The organism is Paenibacillus dokdonensis (assembly GCF_004916975.1).
Lineage (GTDB): Bacteria > Bacillota > Bacilli > Paenibacillales > Paenibacillaceae > Paenibacillus_AQ > Paenibacillus_AQ dokdonensis.
This window is the reverse complement of sequence record NZ_STGQ01000001.1, coordinates 914,767-939,845: the sequence shown is the minus strand read 5'-3', so window position 1 is coordinate 939,845 and position 25,079 is coordinate 914,767. Positions and strand designations below refer to the sequence as shown.

23 protein-coding genes and 1 tRNA gene are annotated in these 25,079 nt (G+C 49.5%); 3 read left to right on the top strand and 21 right to left on the bottom strand.

Features of this window, described 5'->3' with window-relative positions; translation table 11 throughout:
- Positions 1-7 precede the first annotated feature (7 nt).
- The 3 genes from pstA to E6W40_RS04255 all read right to left on the bottom strand — a co-directional run bounded on the left by pstA (position 8) and on the right by E6W40_RS04255 (position 2,842).
- Positions 8-904: a phosphate ABC transporter permease PstA gene (pstA, locus tag E6W40_RS04265; RefSeq protein WP_136604343.1), complete on the bottom strand. Its 897-nt coding sequence runs from the start codon at positions 902-904 to the stop codon at positions 8-10.
- Positions 901-1,836, bottom strand: coding sequence for a phosphate ABC transporter permease subunit PstC (pstC, locus tag E6W40_RS04260; RefSeq protein ID WP_136604342.1), 936 nt, complete (start codon positions 1,834-1,836; stop codon positions 901-903). Before pstC ends, pstA begins: the two co-directional genes overlap by 4 nt.
- 82 nt (positions 1,837-1,918) lie before the next feature.
- Positions 1,919-2,842 (bottom strand): phosphate ABC transporter substrate-binding protein, encoded by a 924-nt coding sequence (locus tag E6W40_RS04255; protein ID WP_136604341.1) that lies wholly within the window; start codon positions 2,840-2,842, stop codon positions 1,919-1,921.
- Positions 2,843-3,039: 197 nt separating this feature from the next.
- Between E6W40_RS04255 and E6W40_RS04250 the strand changes: the two genes are divergently transcribed.
- Positions 3,040-3,978, top strand: a complete 939-nt coding sequence (locus E6W40_RS04250; RefSeq protein ID WP_136604340.1) for a LysR family transcriptional regulator — start codon at positions 3,040-3,042, stop codon at positions 3,976-3,978.
- Between the two features lie 144 nt (positions 3,979-4,122).
- Here the strand turns inward: E6W40_RS04250 and E6W40_RS04245 are convergent.
- The 13 genes from E6W40_RS04245 to E6W40_RS04190 form a co-directional block, all read right to left on the bottom strand.
- Positions 4,123-4,206 (bottom strand) — tRNA-Leu (locus tag E6W40_RS04245).
- A 217-nt stretch (positions 4,207-4,423) separates the two neighbouring features.
- The gene (locus tag E6W40_RS04240) at positions 4,424-6,766 is read right to left on the bottom strand and encodes a glycoside hydrolase family 65 protein (protein WP_136604339.1); all 2,343 of its coding nucleotides are present in this window, start codon (positions 6,764-6,766) and stop codon (positions 4,424-4,426) included.
- A gap of 49 nt (positions 6,767-6,815) precedes the next feature.
- Entirely contained in the window at positions 6,816-7,907 is a 1,092-nt protein-coding gene (locus tag E6W40_RS04235; protein ID WP_136604338.1) for a carbohydrate ABC transporter permease, read from the bottom strand.
- Positions 7,907-8,989: a carbohydrate ABC transporter permease gene (locus E6W40_RS04230; RefSeq protein ID WP_136604337.1), complete on the bottom strand. Its 1,083-nt coding sequence runs from the start codon at positions 8,987-8,989 to the stop codon at positions 7,907-7,909. Before E6W40_RS04230 ends, E6W40_RS04235 begins: the two co-directional genes overlap by 1 nt.
- Positions 8,990-9,086: 97 nt before the next feature.
- The gene (locus tag E6W40_RS04225) at positions 9,087-10,499 is read right to left on the bottom strand and encodes an ABC transporter substrate-binding protein (RefSeq protein WP_136604336.1); all 1,413 of its coding nucleotides are present in this window, start codon (positions 10,497-10,499) and stop codon (positions 9,087-9,089) included.
- A gap of 266 nt (positions 10,500-10,765) precedes the next feature.
- On the bottom strand, positions 10,766-11,770 hold the full coding sequence (locus E6W40_RS04220) for a LacI family DNA-binding transcriptional regulator (protein ID WP_136604335.1): 1,005 nt from the start codon (positions 11,768-11,770) through the stop codon (positions 10,766-10,768).
- Positions 11,771-11,980: 210 nt separating this feature from the next.
- Positions 11,981-12,667: a hypothetical protein gene (locus E6W40_RS04215; protein ID WP_136604334.1), complete on the bottom strand. Its 687-nt coding sequence runs from the start codon at positions 12,665-12,667 to the stop codon at positions 11,981-11,983.
- Complete coding sequence (locus E6W40_RS04210) at positions 12,667-13,560, bottom strand: ABC transporter ATP-binding protein (protein WP_136604333.1); 894 nt, start codon at positions 13,558-13,560, stop codon at positions 12,667-12,669. Before E6W40_RS04210 ends, E6W40_RS04215 begins: the two co-directional genes overlap by 1 nt.
- The gene (locus tag E6W40_RS04205) at positions 13,557-13,916 is read right to left on the bottom strand and encodes a GntR family transcriptional regulator (protein ID WP_374706187.1); all 360 of its coding nucleotides are present in this window, start codon (positions 13,914-13,916) and stop codon (positions 13,557-13,559) included. The genes E6W40_RS04210 and E6W40_RS04205 overlap by 4 nt, the downstream gene beginning before the upstream one ends.
- A gap of 211 nt (positions 13,917-14,127) precedes the next feature.
- On the bottom strand, positions 14,128-14,712 hold the full coding sequence (locus tag E6W40_RS30345) for an MFS transporter (RefSeq protein WP_342774679.1): 585 nt from the start codon (positions 14,710-14,712) through the stop codon (positions 14,128-14,130).
- A gap of 39 nt (positions 14,713-14,751) precedes the next feature.
- Positions 14,752-15,351, bottom strand: a complete 600-nt coding sequence (locus tag E6W40_RS30340) for an MFS transporter (protein ID WP_342774678.1) — start codon at positions 15,349-15,351, stop codon at positions 14,752-14,754.
- A gap of 205 nt (positions 15,352-15,556) precedes the next feature.
- A complete protein-coding gene (locus E6W40_RS04195) occupies positions 15,557-17,416 on the bottom strand; it encodes an Ig-like domain-containing protein (protein ID WP_136604331.1) in 1,860 nt (619 codons plus the stop codon).
- A 291-nt stretch (positions 17,417-17,707) separates the two neighbouring features.
- Positions 17,708-18,373: an O-methyltransferase gene (locus tag E6W40_RS04190; protein WP_136604330.1), complete on the bottom strand. Its 666-nt coding sequence runs from the start codon at positions 18,371-18,373 to the stop codon at positions 17,708-17,710.
- A gap of 127 nt (positions 18,374-18,500) precedes the next feature.
- Between E6W40_RS04190 and E6W40_RS04185 the strand changes: the two genes are divergently transcribed.
- Positions 18,501-19,391, top strand: a complete 891-nt coding sequence (locus E6W40_RS04185; protein WP_136604329.1) for a LysR family transcriptional regulator — start codon at positions 18,501-18,503, stop codon at positions 19,389-19,391.
- 152 nt (positions 19,392-19,543) lie between these two features.
- Here E6W40_RS04185 and E6W40_RS04180 read toward each other — a convergent pair whose 3' ends face one another.
- Both E6W40_RS04180 and E6W40_RS04175 read right to left on the bottom strand, forming a co-directional pair.
- Entirely contained in the window at positions 19,544-20,080 is a 537-nt protein-coding gene (locus tag E6W40_RS04180) for a GNAT family N-acetyltransferase (RefSeq protein WP_136604328.1), read from the bottom strand.
- Between the two features lie 62 nt (positions 20,081-20,142).
- On the bottom strand, positions 20,143-20,418 hold the full coding sequence (locus tag E6W40_RS04175) for a hypothetical protein (RefSeq protein ID WP_136604327.1): 276 nt from the start codon (positions 20,416-20,418) through the stop codon (positions 20,143-20,145).
- Positions 20,419-20,625: 207 nt separating this feature from the next.
- Between E6W40_RS04175 and E6W40_RS04170 the strand changes: the two genes are divergently transcribed.
- Positions 20,626-21,795, top strand: a complete 1,170-nt coding sequence (locus tag E6W40_RS04170) for an oxalate decarboxylase family bicupin (RefSeq protein WP_136604326.1) — start codon at positions 20,626-20,628, stop codon at positions 21,793-21,795.
- Positions 21,796-21,891: 96 nt separating this feature from the next.
- On the opposite strand, the gene E6W40_RS04165 is transcribed toward E6W40_RS04170, so the two are convergent.
- From E6W40_RS04165 to E6W40_RS04155, 3 genes are read right to left on the bottom strand one after another with little or no spacing between them, the layout of a single operon-like run.
- Positions 21,892-23,256: an MATE family efflux transporter gene (locus E6W40_RS04165; protein ID WP_136604325.1), complete on the bottom strand. Its 1,365-nt coding sequence runs from the start codon at positions 23,254-23,256 to the stop codon at positions 21,892-21,894.
- 32 nt (positions 23,257-23,288) lie between these two features.
- Entirely contained in the window at positions 23,289-24,311 is a 1,023-nt protein-coding gene (locus E6W40_RS04160) for a LacI family DNA-binding transcriptional regulator (RefSeq protein WP_136604324.1), read from the bottom strand.
- A 30-nt stretch (positions 24,312-24,341) separates the two neighbouring features.
- The gene (locus E6W40_RS04155) at positions 24,342-25,058 is read right to left on the bottom strand and encodes a glycerophosphodiester phosphodiesterase (RefSeq protein WP_136604323.1); all 717 of its coding nucleotides are present in this window, start codon (positions 25,056-25,058) and stop codon (positions 24,342-24,344) included.
- Positions 25,059-25,079: the final 21 nt, after the last annotated feature.

The following is a 25,079-nucleotide window of genomic DNA, read 5'->3' as shown; positions in this document are numbered from 1 at the left end:
TATCCCCCTATCCCATACGTTTGGAAGCTGTCATGGCTCTGTACAGCACGCCGCCGAGCCATCTGGCGAACAGGTTGAACAGCAGCACCAGAATTACGAGTACAGCCGAAGCTCCAGCTGCGATTTGCGCGGCATCCGGGGCCAGACCTTCACTGTTGATTTTCCAGATATGCACCGCGAGCGTTTCCGCTGGACGGAATGGATTGATTGGTGAAGTCGGGCTAAGCGGATTCCAGTTTGTAAAATCAAGACGCGGTGTGGACATCCCTGCTGTAAAGAGCAGTGCAGCCGCCTCACCGAATACTCTGCCTGCCGCCAGGACCGTGCCTGTCACAATGCTTGGCAGCGCAACAGGGAACAGGACTGAGGAAATAATCTTCCACTTGGTAAGTCCGAGCGCAAGCCCCGCTTCTTTTTGCTCCTTCGGCACGCTGCGGAATGCCTGCTCCGTAATACGTACCATCAAAGGAAGGTTAAATATCGTCAGGACCAATGCACCGGAAAAGAGCGAGAAGCCAAAGCCGAATGTATTCACGATTAGCAGCAGGCCGAAAAGGCCAACGACGATCGACGGAAATGAAGACAGCACTTCAACGACGAGACGGATGGTGCCGGTAATTTTGCCGGGTTTCGCATACTCAGCCATATAAATGCCGGCGCCAAGTCCCAGTGGAATCGTAATGATTAATGTCAGAACCAGCAAAAACAAGGAGTTGAACAATTGCGGCCCGATGCCGCCTCCCGCGCGAATCGTTTGAGGCACTGATGTCAGGAAGGACCAGTTAATATGGCTCAAACCCCGCACCAGGATAAATCCGATGAGTCCCACAAGCACGGCTACGATGAGTAAAGAAAGCACCACGATGAGGAAGGTTGCAATTTTGTCGGTCAGTTTCGCTTTCAAATCCGATGTCTCCTTTCCAAGAGCCTAACGATGAGTACAAAGATAAAGGTCATAAACATCAATGCGAGCGCCATACTCCACAGCGCATTGCTGTGCACGGAGCCCGAAACCGTGTTACCCATATCCAGTGTGATGACACTGGTCAGCGTCGAAGCAGATTCGAACAGAGACCGAGGAATATGCGGCGCATTCCCGATAACCATCTGTACGGCCAGCGCTTCACCAAACGCCCGCGCCATCCCTAGAACAACACCGGTAAGAATAGAAGGCAGTACGGTTGGCAAAATAACTCTGGAGATCGTTTGCCAGCGTGTAGCACCGAGTGCAAACGAAGATTCCTTCAGGCCACGCGGCAGCGATGACAAAGCATCCGAAGCCACGCTCGTAATCGTTGGCAGGATCATGACAGAGAGCACAAGCGCTCCCGCTGCAATCCCGATCCCTTGTCCCGGGAAAACATTGCGCATGAAGGGCACAACGACTGTCAGTCCGATAAAGCCGTATACAACCGACGGGATACCTGCAAGCAGCTCAATGACAGGCTGCAGAAGCTTTTTCCCCCAGCCGGGAACAATCTCGGTCATAAAAAGTGAAGCACAGATGCTGAGCGGACTTGCGATCAGAGCAGCCAGCAGCGATGTGGCAAAGGAACCAAAGATAAATGGCAGTACGCCGTATTGCGGCTCTCCCTGATTGCCCTCCGGGTCCCATGTGGTACCAAATAGAAAATCGCCAAGACTAACGCCATCACGAAAGAATGTCGCCAGTCCCTTGGACGCGACAAAATATATAATAGATATGATGATGACAATGAGCAAAGCCACACAAATAAACGTATAGCTCCGGCCCGCAAGATCTTCAGCATGATGTTTTTTCCAGCGGGCAGAACGTGCTGGTTGAACCTGAACAGGCCCTTCATCTATAACTTTCATCGTTGTCCTTCTTTCTAAAGTGAAAATAGAGGCAGAATACTACTCCGCCTCTTTCATGCTTATTTAGAAGTTCACTTAAGGCTTATTTCGAAACGTTGCCGTCTACATCACGTTTTACTTCCATTTTGGAAACCGGGATGTATCCAAGCTCAACCACGTCACCATTTTGAACAGCATCCGAAGCGATGTAGTCAAGGAATGCTTTTACAGCTGGCTTAGGCTCGCCTTTTGTATACATGTGCTCGTAAGCCCATACCGGATATTTGCCGGATGTTACATTTTCGACAGTAGCTTCCACACCATCGTATTTTACGACTTTAACTTTATCATCAAGGTAGGACAGTGCCAGGTATCCGATTGAGCCAGGACTTTCAGACACGATTTTCTTAACCGTACCGGAGGATTCTTCTTGAATTGAACCCTTCAGATCTTCTGTCGATGCACCCAGTGCATATTTTTCAAAAGTTTTGCGGGTACCGGAGCTTGATGGACGGTTTACGATCACGATCGCTTCGTCTTTACCGCCAACTTCTTTCCAGTTCGTCACTTTACCTGTGAAAATATCTACCAGCTGTTGTTTCGTCAGGTTATCCACGCCTGCATCCGGATTGGTCACCGCAGCCATAGCCACGACAGCTACTTGATGATCAACCAGCTCTTTCGCTTCATCCTTCAGCTTCTCTTCTGCAAATACGTCGGAGTTACCGATATCAGCTTGGCCGCCGGATACTTGAGTCAAGCCAGTACCGCTGCCGCCGCCTTGCACTTGCACTTGAATTTTGGAATACTGGGATTCAGCCATGAATTTTTGTGCCGTTTGTTCAACCAGTGGTTGAAGTGCCGTCGAACCTACTGCCAATACAGATCCGCTAAGCTCAGAAGATTTATCGTTATTCGCCGTTCCCGAAGCGCTGCTGTCCTCTTGGGTATTCTTGCTACCACAGGCTGCCAGCATAACCACCAGTGCCAACGTACAAATCATAAGTAATGGTTTTTTGAGTTTCATAATCTTTTGTTTCCCCCTGTTCTGTGTTTGTCATGGCAACTCTATTACGTTACCGACAAATTCATTGTAGTTCTCTATCATTTTGTAAAATGACGGGTTTTGTAAACTGAAAAATAAAATTCTATACAAAATGTTTATATAAACATAGATTAATTCTATAATTGGGTTGTAGGACGTGATTTGGGGAGGGAATATCATTGAATTTGTTAAAACTACAGATTCTTGTATTAATAGAGAAGCTAAAAAAGGTCACGGATGTGGCAAGAGAACTGGATATGAAGCAGCCCACCGTTACCTTTCATATGAAAAGCCTGGAGGAAGATCTCGGAGTCGCGCTGTTTGAGGCAAAAAGAGGCAGAATTTTGTTAACGGAGGCCGGCAAAGCGTTGTATCCTTACGCAGTCAAGATGACTGCCATGGCTGCTGAGGCCAGAAAAGCCGTACAGGATTACACGGATCTGAACAAGGGGCACCTGCATATCGGGGCAGACAGCATGATGGGCACCTATATCCTTCCCCCTCTGGTTAGCGGCTTCTGCAGCCAGTATCCGGGCATTCAGATCGAGCTCAGCATTAAGCCTACCCGTAGGATTCGGGAGCTGCTGCTGGGCCAGGAAATCGATTTGGCTTTCTATTACTCAGGGCATTCCTCAACGGATACGGTAAAAGCATTAACCGAAGAAACGATTATAAAAGAAGATATCGCCGTAATTTTTTCCGAAACGCATGCCTTTGCCGGTCTCAAATCGCTGACGCAGCAGCTGATAGCCCAGCAGTTTTTCGTTCAGCATGGCGAAGGATCGTTTATGATGGAGTATGCACGCTCCTATGCAGCTGCATGCAACATTCATCTGTGGGAGCGGGCGGTCTCCGATTCTCCGGAGATTATTAAAAGCATTGTACAGTCCGGTGATTTTATCAGTATCTTCCCGGTATCTGGCATACAGCAGGAACTCGCAACCGCAGCCCTTAAGTCGCTGCCGCTGCCCGGACAAGCCGAACCGGCTGTGCTTGGTGTACTCGCGTATGCAGAAGACCAGCCGCGCTCTCCGCTCCGGGAACAGTTCAAACAATATGTGCGTCAATTTGTAACAAACGATTCCACAAATAAGGGGCATTCTCATCAGATCACTTAGATCCTGAAGAGATGCCCCGTTTGTTTTATGACTATGTTTACAAAACAGCCGTGAGCTTGTTCGGGCTCCTCTCATACAAGTTCTATGTATAATAACAAAAACTGCCGTATCCTATTGGATACGACAGTCTTGTAAATCATATTATGCGGTCGAGAGGACTCGAACCTCCACGGGGGTTAGCCCACACGGACCTGAACCGTGCGCGTCTGCCAATTCCGCCACGACCGCATATCGGCGAATGTCTTTGCGAAAGTATTCTTTCGCGGCGACAAGATAGATCTTACCATGGCAAGCTAGTTAGCGTCAAGCATTTTCACGAAAAAAATTTCAGAGATTAAAAACGGCCCCTTCGGCTCGAAAAAAACGGCATAAGCCTGTTCATGACTGACTGCGTTATTGCCGCATGATTGGCTATGCCGTTCTGATCTACTTTCTAACACGTGATCTAGGATCCGATTTCGATAGTTTCCTTCGCTGATAAGGTTATCACTTCTCCTTTGTGCTTGAACGAAACGGAGCCCTCTGAAAGAAGCGTGTAGCTTGTCTTCTGCCGTCCCATGCTGACCTTGAGCAGCTGCCCTCGGAACGTCACTTTGAAGCTGCAGCTATCCCACTGCGCCGGAAGCACAGGACTAAAGCTGAGCGAGCCATCCGTCAGACGCATGCCTGCAAAGCCATGGACGATCGACATCCATGAGCCTGCCATCGCGGCGGTATGCAAGCCGTCCTTGGCATTACGATTAATGTCATCCAGATCCATCCGTACGGTCCGGTCGAAGTAGGCATATGCGTCCTCCAGATCACCTATTTCCGCACATACAATGCTGTGTATGCAAGGAGACAGCGATGAATCATGGGTGGTCAGCGGTTCGTAATATTGGTAGTTCCTGATCTTCTCCTCCAGAGTGAACAGCTCGCTGAGCAGGAACATCACCATGACCGTATCCGCCTGTTTAAGCACCTGATGCCGGTAAATGACGAGCGGATGATAATGAAGCAGCAGCGGATACTTGTCATCCGGTGTATTTTCAAAATCCCATTTTTTCTTCATTAAAAAGGTATCATCCTGCGCGTAAATCCGTAGCCGTTCATCATAAGGCACAAACATGCGTGAGGCGGCTTCTTGCCAGTCATCCATTTCGGCTTCCTTCAGGCCGATGGCCTGCTGGATTCGCTCATACTCTGCCGGATAGTCGCGGCGCAGAAGATTTGCTGTTTCTGCTGCATATCTTAGCTGGCTTTGCACCATCAGGTTCGTGTAGGTATTGTTATTGACGATGGCTGTATACTCATCCGGGCCCGTGACACCATCGATGCAGAAGGCTCCATCCCTGGCATCATTGAAGTAGCCAAGATCAAACCAGAATCTTGAAGTCTCAAACAGGATTTCAGCTCCCTTGCTCACCAGGAACTCTTCATCTCCCGTGGCCTGAACGTACTGTCTGATCGCGTACGCGACATCCGCATTGATATGCATTTGTGCCGTTCCCGCAGGGAAATAAGCCGAATTCTCCTCACCATCAATCGTACGCCACGGATACAGCGCCCCTTTTTGGGACATCACGGCCGCGCGGTTGCGCGCTTTATCCAGCGTGGCATAACGAAATTCCATAAGCGAACGGGCGATCTGAGGCTGGGTGTAAGTGAAGAACGGCATCATATACATTTCCGTATCCCAGAAATAATGCCCTTCATATCCTTCGCCGGTCAAACCCTTGGCCCCGATGTTCGTCTTACCGTCACGTCCCACCGACTGCAGCAGCTGGAAGGCATTAAAGCGGATTCCCTGCTGAAGCGCGGGATCACCCTCGATTTCCACATCGGCATGCTGCCAGAAGGCGTCCAAATACTTCTCCTGCTCGGCCAAAAGTCTCTCAAAGCCCAGACTGGATGCCAAAAGATGTGTCTCGGCAGCCAGCTTCTCCAGCTCCTCGCCTGCCTCATCCCTTGAGGTGTGATAAGAAATATACTTGGTTAAGGATACTTTTTCACCAGGTGCCAGTTTGACTGTGTAGCTGGTTCCGATTTCTTCCTCGCCCATCACATTTTCGCTATCAAAGGCTGCACCCGCTAACTGGTGACTGATGGCGGTAAGCAGCTCAAAGCCGGTATGACGGGTACGCTGCTTCAGTAGTGACAAATCACTGGCATGCGCCAGCTGTTCCAGGATTAGACTTGGCTCACCGCCTCCAGAACCAAGACGAGGATCATCTGTTACTTCTGCTTCCTCGATTTTCCCGTCCATGATAGAGTTCAGGCGGATATCCCCCGTATAGCTGATAGATTCGATTTCGACCTGTATCGCAGCCAAATGCTTAAGCGGCAGTGAAACCAGGCGCTTGAAGCTTAGCAGCACATGCCCTCCTGAAGGGGACTCCCATTCCACCTGCCGCTGCAGGAAGCCCCGCTTCATATCCAATTCCCGCTTATACAAGATCACGTTTCCCGAGTGAAGATGAAAGGGATCGTTCCCAACCAGCACCCCAATACGCTGTGCATTGGTCACGTTCAGCATGGATTGATTCCGGGAAGGAAAGCCGTAGGCTCCTTCTGGATAAACAATCGGTTTGGAATCGTAAAATCCGTTGATGTAATTGCCTGTGACGGATTTGCCCTTTTCCCCCTGGTAACCTTCCTCGAAATTGCCGCGCATTCCGATATATCCATTCCCCAGTGCGAATACGCTCTCACTTCTTTGATTATTTTCATCATCATAGGCTTCCTCAGCCAGGCTCCACGCCTGGTAAGGATACATTGCCTCTGGACGCTGGTATGCTTTCATTTTCATCTGTCTTGTCCTCCTATCTAAAAAGGGCACTTTATATGGAGCGCAGGTATTAACCTTTGACCGATCCACCCATCAATCCTCTGACAAAATACTTTTGCAGCAGGAAGAAAATAGCGAGCGGCATCAGCATGGAGATAAATGCAGCGGATGTGAGCAAATGCCAGTCGTTTCCGCGCGAACCCACGAGATCGGCAATTTTCATCGACATGACCTGCACGCCAGGCTGGTTGCCGATAAAGATCAGGGATACCAGGTAATCATTCCATACCCACAGGAACTGGAAGATCCCGATGGAAGCTAACGCTGGCACCGAAAGCGGTAAAATCAATTTACTGAAGATGGTAAAATGGCTAGCTCCGTCCATAAAGGCAGACTCGAACAGATCCTTCGGCAGCTGGCTGATAAAGTTATACATAAAATAAGTGACCAGCGGCAGTCCAAAAGCTGAGTGTGCTAGCCAAATGCCAAGATAACTTCCGTTCAGTCCAAGCGAAGTAAAATCTTTGAGCACCGGAATCAGTGCAACCTGAAGTGGAACGACCAGCATCGCAATAATAACGACGAATAATGTTTTTCTTCCCGGAAAACGAAGCCAAGCAAAAGCATAAGCGGCAAAGGATGCGATCAATATCGGAATGACCGTGGCCGGTATAGCAATGGTCAGCGTGTTCCAGAAAGCTTGCGAGAGACCTGTGCCCTTTTCCTTTGTTTCGCTGCCGTCTGCCCCTTTCAGCGTGTATTCCTTACCCGAGATCACATTCTTGTAGTTGTCCAGCGTCAGCGTGGAGCTGGCAACCCAGCCTTGCTCTTGTACACTAATCTCCCGGTTTCTGCGATTTTCCCAGATCAGGCGGTCATCCCCCGCCTTCACGCCGGCTTTCAGCTGATCATCGGTATACGTCTTGCCCTTCACCTCGATCGGCTGGCGCAAATCAACATCCTTGGACAGCTTGATCGTATCCGCTGCCTTCCATTCCTGATGAGGAAATACTTTCCACCAACCGGTCTGCAGTATATCTGCAGCAGGCCTGAAGGATGAAACCAGCAATCCTACAGTCGGTATCAGCCATATCAAGCAAATGACGCCCAATACAAGATTTACGATCCACTTTTTCCCTTTTTTTCTTTTTCTTCCGGCCATTAGAATCCCCCCTGCTTGCGGATTTGACGAAGATTAAAATAGATCACAGGCAGGACCGCAATCAGCAGCACAATCGCCAGCGTGGAGCCGTACCCAAAGTTGCGGTACATGAAGAACTGCCGGTAGAATTGTGTCGCGACAACCTCGGTGTCGTACTGGCCGCCCGTCATGACCATAACGACGTCGAATATTTTCAGCGTGAATACAATTATCGTTGTGGTAACGGTCAGCAATGTCGTCGAAATAAACGGTATGATAATACGGAAAAAGATACGGATTTCTCCGGCGCCGTCAACTCGTGCAGCCTCCAGAATATCCTCCGGAACGCCCTTGATTGCCGCCGAGAAAATGACCATCGCAAAGCCTGTTTGCATCCAAATTAAAATCAATATGAGAAAAAAATTGTTCCACGGCTGCAGCATGGTCACCCAGGCCTGCGGTTCTCCTCCGAGTGCAATGACGATTGCATTCAGCAGGCCAATCTGCTCGGTTCCAGGCTGGTAATAGTACACGAACTTCCAAATGACGCCAGCGGCCACGAACGAAATGGCCATCGGCATGAAAATGATGGATTTTGCGATCCGCTCATAACTGCTCCGGTCTGCAAGAATGGCAATCAGCAGCCCGAAAGCCACACAAGCCAGTGTACCGACGAAAACCCACAGCAGGTTGTTGCGCAGAGCAGTCGCGAGCAGCCGGTCGCTGAAGATTGCAAGATAGTTCCCAAGACCGACGAACTTATCAGAAGATGCATTGAAGAAACTCAAATATAATGTCCGCAGCGCAGGCAGTACCAACAGCCAGCCAAGCAAAAGAACAGCCGGCCCAATAAAAATATAAGGAAGAATCTTTCGGCTGATCTGCTGCGGAAATTGTTCCACAGCCCAGCTGAATGAGAGATACAGAAAATAAACGCCCACAACTCCCCATATGACCGCAGCCAGCGCTGTCAGCAGCGGATTGAGCGTGGAATCCCGGAAGAACATGAAGATTGCTCCATGAACGATAAGGTTAAACAGCAGCACAACGAGAAAGATCAACACCGCTTTGAAACCGGATTTGGTTTTGGCTTGTGTATCCATAGGTAATCCCTACCCTTCAATATCTGAAAAAAAGGGGCAGTGCAGGTTCTCGGCACTGCCCCTTTCTCAGCCTATAAAATCAATTCAATAACTTCGCTTAGTTATCCCAGCCTTTTTGAATCTGCTGCAGCGCATCGTCCAGCTTCACCGTTCCACTGACATAGTCAGTCATGCCTTTCCAGAAGGAACCTGCGCCGACTTTACCCGGCATCAGATCGGAGCCGTCAAAGCGGAGCGTTGTAGCGTCCTGAACCAGCTTCGCCATCCGTTTGTCGGATTCGGAATTGTACCAGTCAAGCGATGCATCATTCATTGGTGCGATGACACCACCGGATTGTACCCACTTCTTAATGGATTCACCTGTAGTGAAGAATTCCATGACTGCACGAACCTCTGGGCGGTCATTAAACATAGCATAAATGTCGCCGGCTACCAGTACAGGCTTACCATACTTCTCATCAATGGACGGCAGGTAGAACCAGTCATAGTCCTGATCCACCTTCGCTGTTTCAGGGAAGAAGCTTGTAATGAAGTTGCCCGTCAGGTTGAACCAGGCCTTCGGAGGATTATCGAACATTGGCTTAGGCGCATCACCGAAAGCAGTCGTTACGATCGACTTGGTTCCACCGTATACATAGTCCTTGTTCATCCAGATCTTGGACATGATTTCAACCGCATTTTTCACTTCAGGCGATGTAAAAGGAAGCTCGCCTTTTACCCATTTGTCATAGTTCTCAGGTGTTGTGGTACGCAGCATGATGTTTTCAACCCAGTCGGTTGCAGGCCAGCCTGTTGCCGCACCGCTCTCAATGCCGATGGCCCAGGCAGGATCGCCGTCCTTGGCGATTTGCTCGGTCAGACCCATCATGTCATCCCAGGTTTCGGGCACTTTATAACCGGCCTCATCAAATTGCTTTTTCGGATACCATACCAGACTCTTCACGTTGCTGCGGTTCCAGATGCCGGCCATAATTTTGCCGTCCTTGCCGTCCATCGTACCCATGTCGAGCCAGCTCTGGTTGTAGTTTTTCTTCAGTTTATCCTGATCCAGAACCTTGGTCAGATCCACAACTTTCCCGGTCTTGGCGATGGAAGCCAGCAGACCCGGCTGCGGGAAGTCGGCGATATCCGGAGCGCTTCCGCCATCCACGCGTACGTTGATTGTCGCTTCGAATTCCTTGGAGCCTTCATATTGAATATCAATCCCGGTCTTATCTTCAAACTCCTTAATGCTGTCCTCGAATTTCTTCTGGTCGGCATCCACGAATGGACCAAACATCGTTACTTTGGTACCTTTATACTTGCCTTGCATAGCGAGTTCCAGCGGAGAGCCGGCATTGTCATCGGCCGGTGTGGTTGTCGCAGTTATTTCTTTGGTGTCGCCGCCGGAAGCAGCAGGCTCCTTCGTAGGACCTGCATCACCCGATCCGCCGCAAGCGCTGAGCATCATGGTAAAGGACAGGCACAGCGAGAGCAGCAATGATGTTCTGACTTTGCGTGCTTTTGTCATACAAATACATCCCCTTTTTTTATAATGATTAAAAAAGTTCATTTCGTCCCAACAAACACCAATCAACGGTTTCAGCGGGTGTGCGGATCACCTCCTTACAGAATCAAGATTTTATTCAAAATACAGCGTTTTCAAAAACAGGCTAAGATGATATATAAGTTTGATTTCTTGTTGTTATATGAATTTAATTCATTACCCATAGCTGCTGCTAAGCAAACCATCGGACAAATTCTGAAAAGCTTTTCAAATTACCGGAAATGAACCCCTCATCTTTGACGCGAGGACTCCCTGACAATCAATTTATGCGACATTCGCTCCCTTAGAACCTCGACAGAACCTGTCGTCATCCATTCATGCAGCTTTTCTGCCGCACGGTATCCCATATCATACATCGGTTGGGCAATTGTCGTCAGCTTCGGAATGAACATATTCGCAACTCGCAAGTTGTCAAAGCCGACAACCGATACTTGACCCGGAACCAGAACATTGCGATCCTTCAGGTAGGAAATCACCCCCATGGCGAATTCATCTGCGACACAAAATACGGCTGTCAGCTCAGGGTGTTCGGTAAATAACTCATGAGCCGCATGGTAAGCATGCTCGAATCTGTGGGTAGCATTCTTGACTTTATTCCCGTTATGCTCAAGCCCGGCCTCGCTCAAAGCTCTGATGAAGCCCTGGTACCGGGGCGGTCCGGAAATGGAGTTTTCATGATTGAAGCCGATCATTCCAATATCCTCGTGACCGAGATCAATCAGAAATTTCACCGCATCGTACGCCGCTGCTTCATCATCAATCTCCACGCTTGGAACGTCGTACTCATCGGAATGCGTCGACAGAAGCACGAATGGAATTCTGCAACGGACCAGCTTCTCGTAGTATTCCGGAAACATAACGTCGCTTGCAAACACAATTCCATCCACCTGCTTCTCATGAAATGCATCAATGTACGAGAGAAGCCTGTTTTTGTCCCTGTCGGTGTTGCAGATCATCAAACTGTACCCCAGCTTAATGCACGCATCCTGCATCCCCCGGATAATTCCGGTGTAGTAAAAATTCTCGATATCCGGAATTAGCAGTCCCAGGGTAAAGGATTTCTTGTAAATCAGCCCGCGCGCAAACGAGTTAGGCTGGTATTGAAGCTTCTCAATTGCCTCCAAAACGCGAACCCGCTTGCTCTCGATGACCGATTCAGGCGCATTCATTACCCGCGATACGGTGCTGATGGATACCTCCGCCATTTTGGCAACATCTCTAATTGTTGGCTTCATAGTTAAAACTTCCTTTTCAAGAAAACCTTTTCAAAGCGATTATAGCAATGGTTATTTCAATTGGCAAGAACTTTTTTTGAAGCGCTTTCATAAAAGATTGGATCTGCTTCATAGCCCTTTTATTCCGCAAAAAAAAATCCCAACTTCTCGGTCTCGACCAAGAAATTAGGACCCTAAACACGCATGAAATACGTCTTTCTTCACGATTCCTTACGACACCGTGGACCTGCGGAGCAAACCGTAGGACAGCAGCGCGTAGACCACGATCAGCGGGATCATCCAGACGAACAACCCCAAGTAATGATGCGAAATCCAGATGAACAGGTCCATCCACCGCTCATAATAGGTCATCGCAAAGCTGCCGATCGTGCAAAGCAATAACATGACCGTAAAAAATACGTACAAGCCGTTTCTTCCGAATCTGCGGTGAATGCTCGTAATGACAAATCCGAGAAAGAACATATGCATCATGACGATGAAGAAAATTCCGTACCGAGCGATCGGAGATAGATCGCTCATAAACGGCAGGGAGAAGTAACCCAGATTCACTCCCCATCCGTCCGACAGGTCCTCCACCACCGACAGCAGAAGCAATATCGCGCTTGAACCGGCGCTGACAAGGAGGCACATCAAGGACGTGCCTATGAAGTAATCCGTTCTGCGGATGTTCATTCCGAGCGAAAACGGGAACGTCTGCGCCTGCACGATGGCGATAGCGATGAACATATACACATAAATAGAGGCGATGCCGCCCGAGTTAATGTTCTCCTGTCCATTGATCAAGACCCCGATGATCACGTTTATCGCGAAGCTGAACAATAATACGACCCACGGCACATAAATCCAAACCCATTTATCGCGCCAATGCATTTTCAATACGCCTGCCGTTCGATTCATCAGCTTTCAGCCACCTTTCCGTTTCCTTTGTTGCCTGTTAGATGAACAATGAGCTGCTGCAGGGAGACTGGGACAATTTCAATGCCCAGCGTCGCCGCTTCGCGTCTTTGCGCTCCATTCAAGCGCTCAAGCACCGTCGTGGTCATCATGCCGCCAATGGATTCTTGGTGAATGATCTTTTTGCCTGCCGTAAGCTTATTGACTTGCTGTGCCGCGCCGACGGCCGTATAAGCTTTTTCCCGGATCTCATCGGCATCCTCATCAATCAGAATCTTTCCGGCGTCAATCAGGATGACATGCTCCAGCAGATTGCTGACCTCATCGATCAAATGCGTAGATAAAATGAACGTCCTTGGATACTCCGCGTAATCTTCGATCAATTTTTCATAGAACAGATTTCTGGCGACCGCATCGAGGCCCAGATAAGGCTCGTCGAAAATCGTCAGCGGTGCTCGGCTGGCCAGCCCGACGATAACACCCACGGAAGAGAGCATCCCCCTGGACAGCTTCTTCATTCTTCTTTTCAGCGGAAGGCGAAAATCCTCCACGAGCTGCAGCGCATACTTTTGATCCCAGTTCGGGTAAATGGACGCGGCGACCGCCAAAACATCCACGATTCGGAAGCTATCCGGATACTTCTGGCTCTCTTTGATGAAGCACAGCCGGCTGAGCACCCGGTTATTTTCATAAGGCTTCTCCCCGAACACCAGCATGTCACCGCTTGTCGGGAACAGCTGGGCCGTGAGTATATGCATGATGGTCGTTTTGCCTGCGCCGTTTCTGCCAAGCAAGCCGTAAATTTTGTTCTGCTCAATGACAAAGCTGACATCCCGGATTACCGTATCCTTGCCATAGGTTTTATTCAGCCGATTCACTTCGACGATCGGATTCATTTCAAGCCATCCCCTCTCCGGACCATGTCCGTTAATTGGTCGGTCGTAATCCCCAGCTTCTTCGCTTCGTGGATCATCGTGATGACATACTGCTCATAGAATTGTTCCTTCCTCTTCTCCACCAGCTTTTCTCTAGCCCCCGACGCTACAAACATACCGATCCCCCTCTTCTTGTACAGAATGCCTTGATCAACCAGAAGATTGACTCCCTTCGCTGCGGTCGCAGGATTAATCTGATAAAAGGATGCAAACTGATTGGTCGAAGGGACCTGGGTTTCCTCTGGCATGCCTTCGCCAATGATGTCGTCTTCGATCTTCTCCGCGATTTGTATAAAAATAGGACGCCCGTCATCCATAATCGGCCCCACGTCTTCACCACCCAACTGGTTAATTACTCAAGTAACTAACCCCAATATATGCGAATGCTTCTCCTTTGTCAATTCGTTTTCAAAGAAATTTCCGGCGTCTTATCTGTCTGAGGATGCAAACAGGGCTGAAGCCCCCGTCTACCGACGTTTGGCCCAGCCCTGATTACCGATAAATCCAATAACAAAAGCAGCCGATGCGTTAAGCAGGCTCGTTCGGCTCTGACGTCTTCCCGCTGAATCGTTCGACCGGCAGTACCATTAAAAGTCCGACGAGCAGGAATAAACCGCCCAGTGCGTACACCCATTCCAATGACAGAAGGTCCTTCAGCACGCCTGAAAGCGACATCATGATCAGCATGGCTCCCGTCATGAGCGGCGTGCGGATTCCCGTGACCCTGCCGATATACCCGGCGTCAGTATGCTTCATCACGAGTACATTGTTTCCGATAAAAATGGCCGGCTGCAGCAGCGCGATGATAAACTGTGCGAGCATCGTCAGCCATAATGCGTCGGATATTCCCGTCACGATGATGCCCGTGGCATTCACGCCCAGGCCGAGCAGCAGCAGCTTTCGCGGAGATATTCTGCTTACCAGTCCGAACGTAATCATCCCCCCGATGATTTCCCCGATTCCGTATGGAATGAACAGCCATTTCAGCTCTCCCGCAGGAAGGCCCAGCTTTTGCGTGACCACGAATATCCCGAGTGGCGAAATCACCCCCACGCCTAAGCCTACTGCAAAAAAGCTGAGACTCAGCATCAGCAGCGTTCTTCGGCTTGCCACATAGTAGAGCCCGTCTTTCATATCCTGCATCAACGAGGATCAGGCAGACGGGCTGCCTGCGTTCATGGGACGATCGGATGGAATCAACACCAGCGATGCGGCCGAAAGCACGAAAGCGGCGCCCGTAATGCCGATGGAGACGGCGATTCCCCATGCCTGGTAAACGAAAGTTCCGAGGATCGGTCCCAGAACCATAAAAACGGCAAATAACATCTGCAAAAGCGACATGGCCGGCTGGGCAAGGTCATCGCTTACGTGGTTTTTAAACAGCTTCATGCCCGATGGCTGTGCGAACTGGGACAGTATCGCCGAAAGCAGCGTGGTGAATTCCCAGACGCCTGTTTTCAGGACCGAAAACACGACGAAAACCGATGCCGCGCTAAGTATATCGCACCAGATTAACGTTTTCCGCGGCAGCCAGCGGTCTGCGAACACGCCTCCGATAAACGCGAAAAAAAATATCGGTGCATACTCGGCAACGGAGATCATGGATACGGCCAGGGCATCCCCGCCAGTCCGCTCCATGACGAACAGCAGGATGGAAAAATTACGCACCCAGATGCCGAACTGAGAAAACAGATTCGAAACGAGGATCGCCCGGATAAAGGGATGTCGAAACAGCTTGAATGAGGATAGCACGACTTTCTCTCCTTCCTTTGTTGAGACGCTTGATCAAGTTCAGGACCTTATCATGCAGCCTCCTCTTAGGGGAGAGTCAATGCTTTTATTCAAGGGGTATCACTATCGCAGGAGAAATTCAGATTTTTGGGGGTCCGGGACATGAAAAAGAGCAGCCGGAAGGCTGCTCTTTGTTATCCAACAATCCTATGATAACGATCATTCATCATTTCGCATCAGGGGCTGAGCCCTTGGCATCGGTGGCCGGCGAGCTTTCTGGCTCACTCCGATTCGGACTCGATGCCCGCATAACCTGTACGTTTGCCGACACAGACTTGCCTTTGTATGAGGCATAAATCCGGGTCGTCCCGGCGCGGTATCCTGTCAGATTCCCTTCCGCGTCCACATCGGCGATATCGGGATGATCGCTGCGGAACGATGCCTTCTCGGTCACATTCGTTTCCTTGCCAGAGGCATCGTCCTTAAAAATCAGATGGACATCAATCAGGGCACCGGCCGCAAGCGAGTACTCTTCCGAATCAAACTGGATCCGGCCATACGCCGGCTCGAACTCCTCGGAATTTTCCGGGAGTACGGTCACCTTCAATGATGCGCTCCGGTCTTGGTAACTCGCAACAATGTTGGTATCCCCCGGCGAATGGGCCGTGACGCGTCCTGTCGCGTCCACGGTGGCTACATCCGGATTTTCGGAACGGTAAGCTGCTGCGCTCGACAGGTCCTCTTTCGATCCATCTGCGTATTCCGCCTGCAGCACCGTCGGCACGCTTGTGCCTTCCTTCAGCTTTTTTGCCTGTTCCGAGAAAGCGATACCCGTGACGCTCTTTTCTCCCGCAGCAGGCTGGTTGCCCACCGGAGCCAGCTTCATCAGCTGAAGCTTTGTCTTTTCCCCGAGTTTCACCGTCCCCGTAAAAATAAACCCTCCATCATGTGCAGCACTTCCCTTACCATAACGGGAAATCTGCGCGCCTTTGAAAAGCGTGCGCTGCAGCTCTTCTCCCGAGCCATTAACGCTCAGCAAGTCGTATTGGGTTTTCCGGTTCCGATAATCCCCGGAGGCATTTCCTCCGAGGAGGGCATATCCGTCTCCCGTTTTGACAAGACGGTTGAACACTTCGACGTCAGCGCCGGCCGTATACGTTTTTTGCCACAGCTCCTGCCCGTCCGCATCGGTTTTCGTCAGCACCGTGATCCTTTGTTGGTTGATTACCTTTTGGCTTCCAACCACATAGCCGCCGTCACCGGAGGCTGTCACTGCGAACGCTCCCCAATCGGTGCCCGGATCGCCGATTTGTTTCATCCAGAGCTGTTCGCCTTCGTCACCGATTTTCATCATCAGGAGCGCATCTTGGTCACCCGGCTCATAATCGGGGCTGTCAATGCCGCCGACGGCAATATATCCGCCATCTACCGCGGGTATGAGATCGTTGATGTATTGGCTGTCGCCAAAGCGGTATTTTTTGTACCACATCTCTTGCCCGCTTCCATCCACTTTTAGAATATAGGCTGTGCTATAACTCATGTTCGAGATCCCTTTTCCGCCTATTAAAAAATCTCCGTTCTCCGCTTCGATCACCGCCTGCGGAGTGCTGTGAATCCCGTCCTCTTCTTTTGACTGCTCCCACAATACCCGGCCAGAACCATCAAGCCTGATCATAAGCAGCTGGCTGAACGGCTGGCCCGAGGTGCTCGTCGTGGAACCAATCACGAAATATCCCCCGTCTTTGGTTTCTATCGCCTGATAGGCCGCATTCGTCTCGGAGCCTGCATGGGTCAGCTTCTGCTCCCACTCGGCCGTTCCTTCCGCATCCAGCTTGACGACATAGGCCTTCTGGGAATAGGACTCCCAGTCCCCTCTCATCTCCTGCTCCGTCAGGCTTCCCAAAGCCAAATATCCTCCATCCGTCGTCGGAATGACACCTTCGCCCGCAGACCAGGCTCCATATTCCTTCGACCAATCGATATCAGGCCGCGGGGCGCCTTCCCCGTGAGTCGTTCCGGCTTGTACGGTGAGCGCTATCATAAGCGCTATGATTAAAGGCAGTAGGCGTGATCGTATTCTGGACACTGATATTCTCCTCCCGTATTTGCATCGATACTGGCTTCGTGAAACCTTTCAATATATTCCAATTATCGATGGAATCGGTTTGGATTCCTATCCCTCTAATTTCATAAATACGTATGCCGATTGAAGGGTTTTTGACTCGATGCAAAAATAACGAAAAGCAAGCGATGGGTCTTAAGCCGCGGATCATGAACATGGTTCTATCATGAACCACAAATAAACGCGGATCCCCGAAAATTCCGGGCTTCCGCGTTCGCATAGTCGAACAAGGACTTCCGTTCCTGCTCTACACTCCTATCCCTTTACAATCCCGATCATAAAGCCGTCATATCCCTTGCTGCCCACCGTTTGAATGGCGGTTGCCGAAATGCTGCCTTCGGCTGCGATCATTTCATGAAATTGTCTGACTCCCTGTACTCGCGGATCGGTGCTGTGTTTGTTTATGATCTCCCCTTCACGGATCACATTATCTCCGATAATGACGGTTCCGGGACGGGAAAATTGCAAGGCCCAGTTCAGGTAATGCGGGTTATTCGGCTTATCCGCATCGATAAAAATCAGATCGAAGGGTTCGATCTGCTCTTCCTTCATCCGTGCCAGCTGCTGCAGGGCATCCCCGATTCGAATCTGGATCATATGGCCTAATCCAGCATGTGCGATGTTCGCCTCCGCCACCTCAGCATGATGGGGATCCAGCTCCAGTGTAATGACTTTTCCATCTGAAGGCAGGCCTCTGGCCATCCAGATGGTGCTGTAGCCACCGAGCGTTCCGATTTCCAGAACCCGCTTGGCGCCTTTCATCTGAATGAGCAACTGCAGTAGCTTGCCCTGGTTCGCAGTGACATCAATCTCCGGTAAATCCGCTTTCCGGTTCGCTGTCAGCACATCATCAAGGATAGGGTCATTCGGGCAAAGCAGATCCGTAATATACTCATCAACTTGTTCCCAGGTTTGTTTCATTTCAATTCACTCCTTATTTGGTATTGATGTTTCTGGTTCTATTGTAGTTGGATTATAATGATATTAATAATATATCTTTATTCGTAATTCATATATAAAATATATAATTAACTTAAGGAGCAAACCGATGAACCTACATGCCCTGCGCTTGTTTCATGTGATTGCATCTACCGGCAGTGTAACCCGTGCCTCAGAGCTGCTAAATATCAGTCAACCAGCCATTACGGCCCAGATCAAGAAATTCGAAAAGGAAATCTCCTTGTCGCTCCTTATGCCCCAAGGCCGAGGGATTGCATTGACAGATGCGGGGGAGCAAATCGCTGTGCTTGCCAAACGCTTATTTGCAGTCGAGCAGCAGATCGAGCAGTTCGCAAGCGACTATGGCCACGGAACCTATGGTCTTATCCGGCTTGCAGCGACCTATCTGCCGGCACATTTTCTCCTTCCATCCTGGCTGGCCAAATTCAAACAGCAGTATGAACATGTCGAAATGTCCATCACGACAACCAACTCCAGTGATGCATTGAAGCAGCTTTTGAATGTGGATGTGGATTTGGCGATTTATGGCGGACTGCCGGAGGCGTATCCGGGTACGGTGCAGACCGAGGAATTATTTCAAGATGAGCTGTGGTTTGTCGTTGCCCCGAATCACAAGTATGCGAATCAGCATGTTTCGCTGGAAGAAATGATGAAGGAGCCTTTTGTCATGCGTGAGGAAGGCAGCTCTACAAGAGAAAGGCTATTCGCACTGTACAAGACGTATAATGCGACCGAACCAAAGATCGCCTTGCAGTTTAATGGATTGCATGAAGCCATTACAGCGGTAATCGCCGGCTACGGAGCTAACTTTGTTTCCTCGCTGGTCGTCCGCGAATACGTATCCCGTGGCGAGTTATGCCGTGTTTATGTGAAAGGCATCGAGCTCCGGAATGTGATCGCCATCTGCACTCGCAAGGATGAGCCGCTAAGTGCAGCCGCCCGCAATCTGGTTGAATTGATCCGGATGCATCCGTATTAAAACAGCTCGATGAGTGGAGAACCCGGAATAATAAGTAAGCTTTGTTTCGACGAAATAAAAAGCACCCTTACGGAAGATGGCGGCTCAACCATCAAGGTTGAACCGCCGGATTTCCGGAGGGTGCTTTTATTTTCATTATCCGTTACGTGAAGCTACCTGCCTCGCATTTTCAGGATCGAATACATATGGGTATGATGAGATACACCCGATTGAACCATATAATTCCGCAGGACGCCTTCCTTCTGAAAGCCAAGCTTGATCAGCATCTCATTAGAGCCATCATTTTCTGTGAATACAATGGCCCCAATGCGGGCCAGATTCATAAATTCAAACCCATACGTCAGAATGCTTGCCGCCGCTTCCGTCGCATATCCTTTTCGCCAATGCTCCGGATGAATTTCGTATCCGATTTCAGCTCGTTGATGCTTGGGAGACCAGGCATTAAATCCCATCGTGCCTATCAATCCAGGCTTTCCTTTCCGCTCTATTCCCCACCGGATTCCACGATTCTCACGATAGCAGTCTGCAAAGAATGAAACGAGTTTTTCAGCCTGTTCGATATTCTCAAATACCTCCTGGCCATAATACCGCATGGCTTCATCATTGGAGAAACAAGCAAAAATACTTTCCGAATCTTCCTGCGTAATCTCTCTTAAAACTAATCTTTCGGTCTCGATTTTCGGGAACATTCCGCAGCACATCCTTCGGTTTATATTTTTCAGATCTATTTCAAAACGGTACAATGCGGACTTCACATAGGCAGTGTTCGCCTAATCACTTCATCAGGGGCTTTCGTCCATGGTCTGATCCATTGATCCGCATAAGGAGACTTTACAACCACGTTGCAGACTAACTCATCCATCCACAGGTCATACGAAATGGGGCTGGCCAGCTCCTCCAATTTTTGCAAGGAGAGCAGGAGATTCTCACCGGCTCCTTTGTCGGCATAGTATTTCCTGCTTTTCTCCGAGCCCCATTCATCAAGCTGTACCATAACTTCATCAACGCTCATCTTCGTTCCTTCCATGGTTCGTCCACCTCCTATCCTGCAAGTTTGATTATCGTAATGATGCCATCAATTGCCGGATTTTGCAAAGGATAGTTTATTGGAGAAATGCCAATGTGCTGACAACAGCTTTAATGTACATCATAAAAACCAAGCCTAAACTCATACATATCTTTAGATATACCCTACGTATAGTAAACACATTTCAAATATGGAGGAATCGATGCTATGAAAAGCTTTCCCAGGGATCATGAAGGGAAGCCCATAAATATCCCCCAGCCTATCCGCAGCGACGGTGCCGGCGGTGTGGACTGGGGCCCTCGCGATGTGCTGCGAGATATGGAAAATCCGGACATGTTCGTTCCCCCTGCCACCGATTCAGGGCTGCTGCCAAACCTCAAATTTTCTTTCTCTGATACCCACATGAAGCTTAATCAGGGCGGCTGGTCAAGGGAGGTCACTGTGCTGGAGCTTCCGGTTGCGAAGACGCTCTCCGGCGTCAATATGTACTTGGCACCGGGAGGAGTCCGCGAGATGCACTGGCATCAGCAGGCGGAATGGTCTTATATGATCCGGGGTGAAGCCCGGGTCACTTCTGTGGACCAAAATGGCCGCAATTTCATAGCCGATATTGGCCCGGGAGATCTGTGGTATTTCCCTGCGGGGCTGCCGCATTCCATTCAAGGGCTCGCGGAAGGCTGTGAATTCCTGCTCGTATTCGATGACGGAAGTTTTTCCGAATTGAACACGCTATCGATTTCGGATTGGTTAGCTCACACGCCCAAAGACGTGCTTTCCGCCAATTTCGGCGTTCCAGCGGATGCTTTTAACAGCCTGCCGGATCATCAGGTTTATATGCTTCAGGCTCCTGTTCCCGGTTCCCTCGAAAGTCAGCGTGTGGAGTCCCCTTATGGTACGGTTCCGCTCAGCTTCAAGCACCGGCTGCTGGCGCAAACACCTATCGTAACGCCTGGAGGGAGTGTGCGGATTGTTGATTCATCGAACTTTCCCATCGCCACAACCATTGCTGCCGCTCTGGTTGAAATCAAACCTGGCGGCATGAGAGAGATGCATTGGCATCCCAATCAGGATGAATGGCAGTATTATCTGACGGGTCAGGGACGGATGACTGTCTTCTCCGGTAATGGGGCCGCACGGACCTTTAATTACAGAGCCGGAGATGTAGGTTACGTACCGTTTGCCTCCGGTCATTACATACAGAATACAGGCACGGAGGCCTTATGGTTTCTGGAGATGTTCAAAAGCGACCGGTTTGTCGATGTTTCCTTAAATCAGTGGATGGCGCTCACTCCGCGCCAGCTTGTCCAAGATAATCTGCATGCGAGTCCCGAACTTCTTCACGCACTTCGTAAGGAAAAATGGCCTGTTGTTAAGTAAAAAAACGCGGCCCAATAGGCTGCGTTAGTTCGTATACATCATTTCTACTTGATTTCATAGTCATACCCATTTAAGAACGGGGAAAACCGCCTTCTCCTATATCGAGGTATCGCCGTAAACAATCGCATACCGGATTCGCCTCCACTTTTGTGAACGCCAGCGCAGCATCATGGCGATTCCCCGCAGCCACTCATCTGCTATAAAAGCCATCCATATGCCGGGAATACCAAGATGACAGACAATTCCAAGCAGATAGGCAAGCGGAATACTGATTCCCCACATGGAGATCACTCCAGCATAAACCGGAAATTTAACATCCCCTGCTGCATTGAGAGCCCCGATAACAATGACATTGCAAGCTCTGGCTGCTTCCAGAACAAGAGACAACAGCATCAAAGTCTGACCGAGATGAATCATGGCAGGATCGGATGTAAACAGCCCCAGTAGTGGCTTGGAGAAGATGACGAGTATACAGCCCACCCCGGACGTAATCAGCAGTCCAACCCAAAGATTACGGAAGCAGGCATGATAGGCTTCATCCTGCCTCCCCGCTCCGATCAAGCGTCCGATCAGTATGGATGTGGCTTGTCCGATGGATATCGAGAAGAGGAATACGAATGTGGTGATATTCTGTGTATAAATTTTAGTTGTTAGCGCAGACGTCCCTAATATGGTCACCAAATACGTGATGAAAATTTGGGATATATTATACGAGATGTTCTCCCCGGCAGAAGGAATCCCAATCCGGAGCAGGTCCCATGCGGCTTTACATCGCATCCGGATCATGTTCCGTATAGACAATGGATAGCGCATGATTTTAACAAGCATATATACTGCAATAACCACACCAATCAACCTGCTGATATCCGTGGCAATCGCAACTCCTTTTACACCAAGCACCGGAATGCCGAAAGGACCGTACAAAAATAAGTAATTTATGAAAATATTCAGGAAAATGACCGTAAAGGTCAGCGTTAACATTTGCTTCACGAAACCATGCATCCGCAGGATGGTATCTACCGTACTGATAAACGCAGCGGTAAAAGAAAACATACCGATCATGGTCAGGAAGGTAACACCGTCCGCCATCAGTTCCGGGGGCAGCTTCAGCATATTCAGAAGCGGTTTGGCGAATACAACCAATATGATACTGACCACCACACCCATAATCGTATTCAATCCGATGGATAATGAGGCCATTTGGGCCGCTTCCCGGTCTTTGCCCGCTCCGAGAAGCTGGGAAATCAGTACACTGAGTCCTACATTCACAAATCCGAACAGGAAATATGCCGCAGTAATGATTTGATTCGCTACGCCCACGGCAGCCACCGCACTGTCTGCATATTTGCTGAGCATCAGGGTATCGATATTTAAAATAATGGTTTGCAAAAACTGTTCCAGAAAGATGGGCCAAGTGAGTCCTAGTAATGTTAAAGGTTTATCCTGTTGTTGTTTATCCATTAAGCCCGCCTTCAATCTTTAGAAGGGACTCTTCAAGGCTCATAAGCACGACAGCTGCCTTGCTCCACAAGTTCATGTTCCAGTACGATCGTTCTCATCGTGTGCGTACTTGATGATTGTTCATTCCCCTCGATCATTTCCAGCAGCAAATCGACGGTGCACTCGCTGATCCGATCCACTGGCTGCTTGATTGTCGTGAGTTTGGGCCGTACAATATCGGCAATCTGACTGCCATCAAACCCGATGACGGATAGATCGCCGGGAACATGCAGCTGTTGGTCATGGATACAGTTCACAGCCCCAGCAGCCATATCGTCACTCGCCGCAAAGACGGCGGTGAATTCCCCGCGCGACTCTCTTAGCAGCTCGCTCATCAGTCTGTAACCACTGGACAGCTTATAATCACCATACCGAATTAAAGCTTCATTGACCTCTATTCCATGATCCATGCATGCGGCAGTATATCCCTCAAGCCGTTTCAGCCCCGCACATAAGTCCCTCTTATCTCCGGCAATCATCGCAATTCTCCGATGGCCTTGTGAGATCAGATAGCTGGTCGCATCATAGCCTGCTTTAAAATCATCAATGATGACCGTGGAGAGATTCATCCCCAAATCGGCATGAACGACAATCGGAATCTGCGTTTTGTCCAAGAAAAGTCCGATATCCTGATTTAATTTTTCATGCATCAGGACAATGCCATCCACACGCATTTCCTGATAAATATTTAAATATTTCACGACTTTCTCGGTATCTTCCACGATATTGGATACAAGCAGGTTATAGCCTCTATGGCCTGCGATCTCCTCAATCCTGCTTAGAATCATCGCCTGGAAATTGGACGTAATATCCGGAATGATGACACCGATTAAATACGTTTTATTCCTTTTTAGACTTTTCGCGATTAGACTTGGCGAGTAATTTAGCTCCTCGATCGCCCTAAGCACTTTCTTCTCCAGCTTCTCGCTTATATGCTCGCTTTTGTTCAGGACACGCGAGACGCTGGTCACGGAAACTCCTGCTGCCCGTGCCACATCTTTAATTTTCACACCCATAATGGTAGCTTCCTCATTAATAAAAGATAGTTAACGTTGATCCTGCTGCATCTGGTTTCGGATCGCAACCAGTCCCGATACATCTAGCGTCGACACCGCATCGACGTTCATATCGGCGAAAGTCTCGAAGCCCGTTCCATCAGACAGGGTATATATCCATACCTGCAAATCATGTTCATGTGCAATCTGCACCAGAGATGCGCGGCAGGAAGAATGATCCACATTAATTCCTGCGCAGCCTGCCTGCTTCACCCTTGCACATATGTCATGTGCTGCAGCTTCGTACTGAGCTGATTCCATCTTCCCCAGCTCTGATGGGGTATTCCACATGATTCTGGAATGAAATGGCATAGCCATAATCAGCTCTGTTGCTCCGGTAAAATAGATTTGATTCCACATATTCAAAAACTTAAGCAGCTCTAACGCAGGAAGTGCAGCATCGTTATTTTTGATATCCAGGTTGAATGATACGGGATTCCCTTTCCACTCGAGCAGTACGTCCTCAAGCCTTTCCAGATGTCTTCCCACCTCAAGCTGCAGCGGATTGTGCTGCATGAGCTCCTCATATGTGAATGATGAAAATGCCGGGTGATTATCATGGAACAGTACACATACCCCGTCTTTCGTTGCCTGGACATCCACCTCCAGAATGTCGCACCCTGCATTTTTCCCGGCCAGGCATGATTCCAGAGTATTGTCCGGCATGCCCTCGCAGCCTGTATGAGCAATGATCAGCGGCTGTTTCAATGGATCTCCTCCTCAAAATAG

Excerpts from the sequence above, each read along its gene's own strand:
- pstC (WP_136604342.1), bottom strand. The coding sequence starts at position 1,836 with ATGAAAGTTATAGATGAAGGGCCTGTTCAGGTTCAACCAGCACGTTCT.
- E6W40_RS04255 (WP_136604341.1), bottom strand. The coding sequence starts at position 2,842 with ATGAAACTCAAAAAACCATTACTTATGATTTGTACGTTGGCACTGGTG.
- E6W40_RS04240 (WP_136604339.1), bottom strand. The coding sequence starts at position 6,766 with ATGAAAATGAAAGCATACCAGCGTCCAGAGGCAATGTATCCTTACCAG.
- E6W40_RS04235 (WP_136604338.1), bottom strand. The coding sequence starts at position 7,907 with ATGGCCGGAAGAAAAAGAAAAAAAGGGAAAAAGTGGATCGTAAATCTT.
- E6W40_RS04230 (WP_136604337.1), bottom strand. The coding sequence starts at position 8,989 with ATGGATACACAAGCCAAAACCAAATCCGGTTTCAAAGCGGTGTTGATC.
- E6W40_RS04225 (WP_136604336.1), bottom strand. The coding sequence starts at position 10,499 with ATGACAAAAGCACGCAAAGTCAGAACATCATTGCTGCTCTCGCTGTGC.
- E6W40_RS04220 (WP_136604335.1), bottom strand. The coding sequence starts at position 11,770 with ATGAAGCCAACAATTAGAGATGTTGCCAAAATGGCGGAGGTATCCATC.
- E6W40_RS04215 (WP_136604334.1), bottom strand. The coding sequence starts at position 12,667 with ATGAATCGAACGGCAGGCGTATTGAAAATGCATTGGCGCGATAAATGG.
- E6W40_RS04210 (WP_136604333.1), bottom strand. The coding sequence starts at position 13,560 with ATGAATCCGATCGTCGAAGTGAATCGGCTGAATAAAACCTATGGCAAG.
- E6W40_RS04205 (WP_374706187.1), bottom strand. The coding sequence starts at position 13,916 with ATGGATGACGGGCGTCCTATTTTTATACAAATCGCGGAGAAGATCGAA.
- E6W40_RS04190 (WP_136604330.1), bottom strand. The coding sequence starts at position 18,373 with ATGAAACAAACCTGGGAACAAGTTGATGAGTATATTACGGATCTGCTT.
- E6W40_RS04185 (WP_136604329.1), top strand. The coding sequence starts at position 18,501 with ATGAACCTACATGCCCTGCGCTTGTTTCATGTGATTGCATCTACCGGC.
- E6W40_RS04180 (WP_136604328.1), bottom strand. The coding sequence starts at position 20,080 with ATGTTCCCGAAAATCGAGACCGAAAGATTAGTTTTAAGAGAGATTACG.
- E6W40_RS04175 (WP_136604327.1), bottom strand. The coding sequence starts at position 20,418 with ATGGAAGGAACGAAGATGAGCGTTGATGAAGTTATGGTACAGCTTGAT.
- E6W40_RS04170 (WP_136604326.1), top strand. The coding sequence starts at position 20,626 with ATGAAAAGCTTTCCCAGGGATCATGAAGGGAAGCCCATAAATATCCCC.
- E6W40_RS04165 (WP_136604325.1), bottom strand. The coding sequence starts at position 23,256 with ATGGATAAACAACAACAGGATAAACCTTTAACATTACTAGGACTCACT.
- E6W40_RS04160 (WP_136604324.1), bottom strand. The coding sequence starts at position 24,311 with ATGGGTGTGAAAATTAAAGATGTGGCACGGGCAGCAGGAGTTTCCGTG.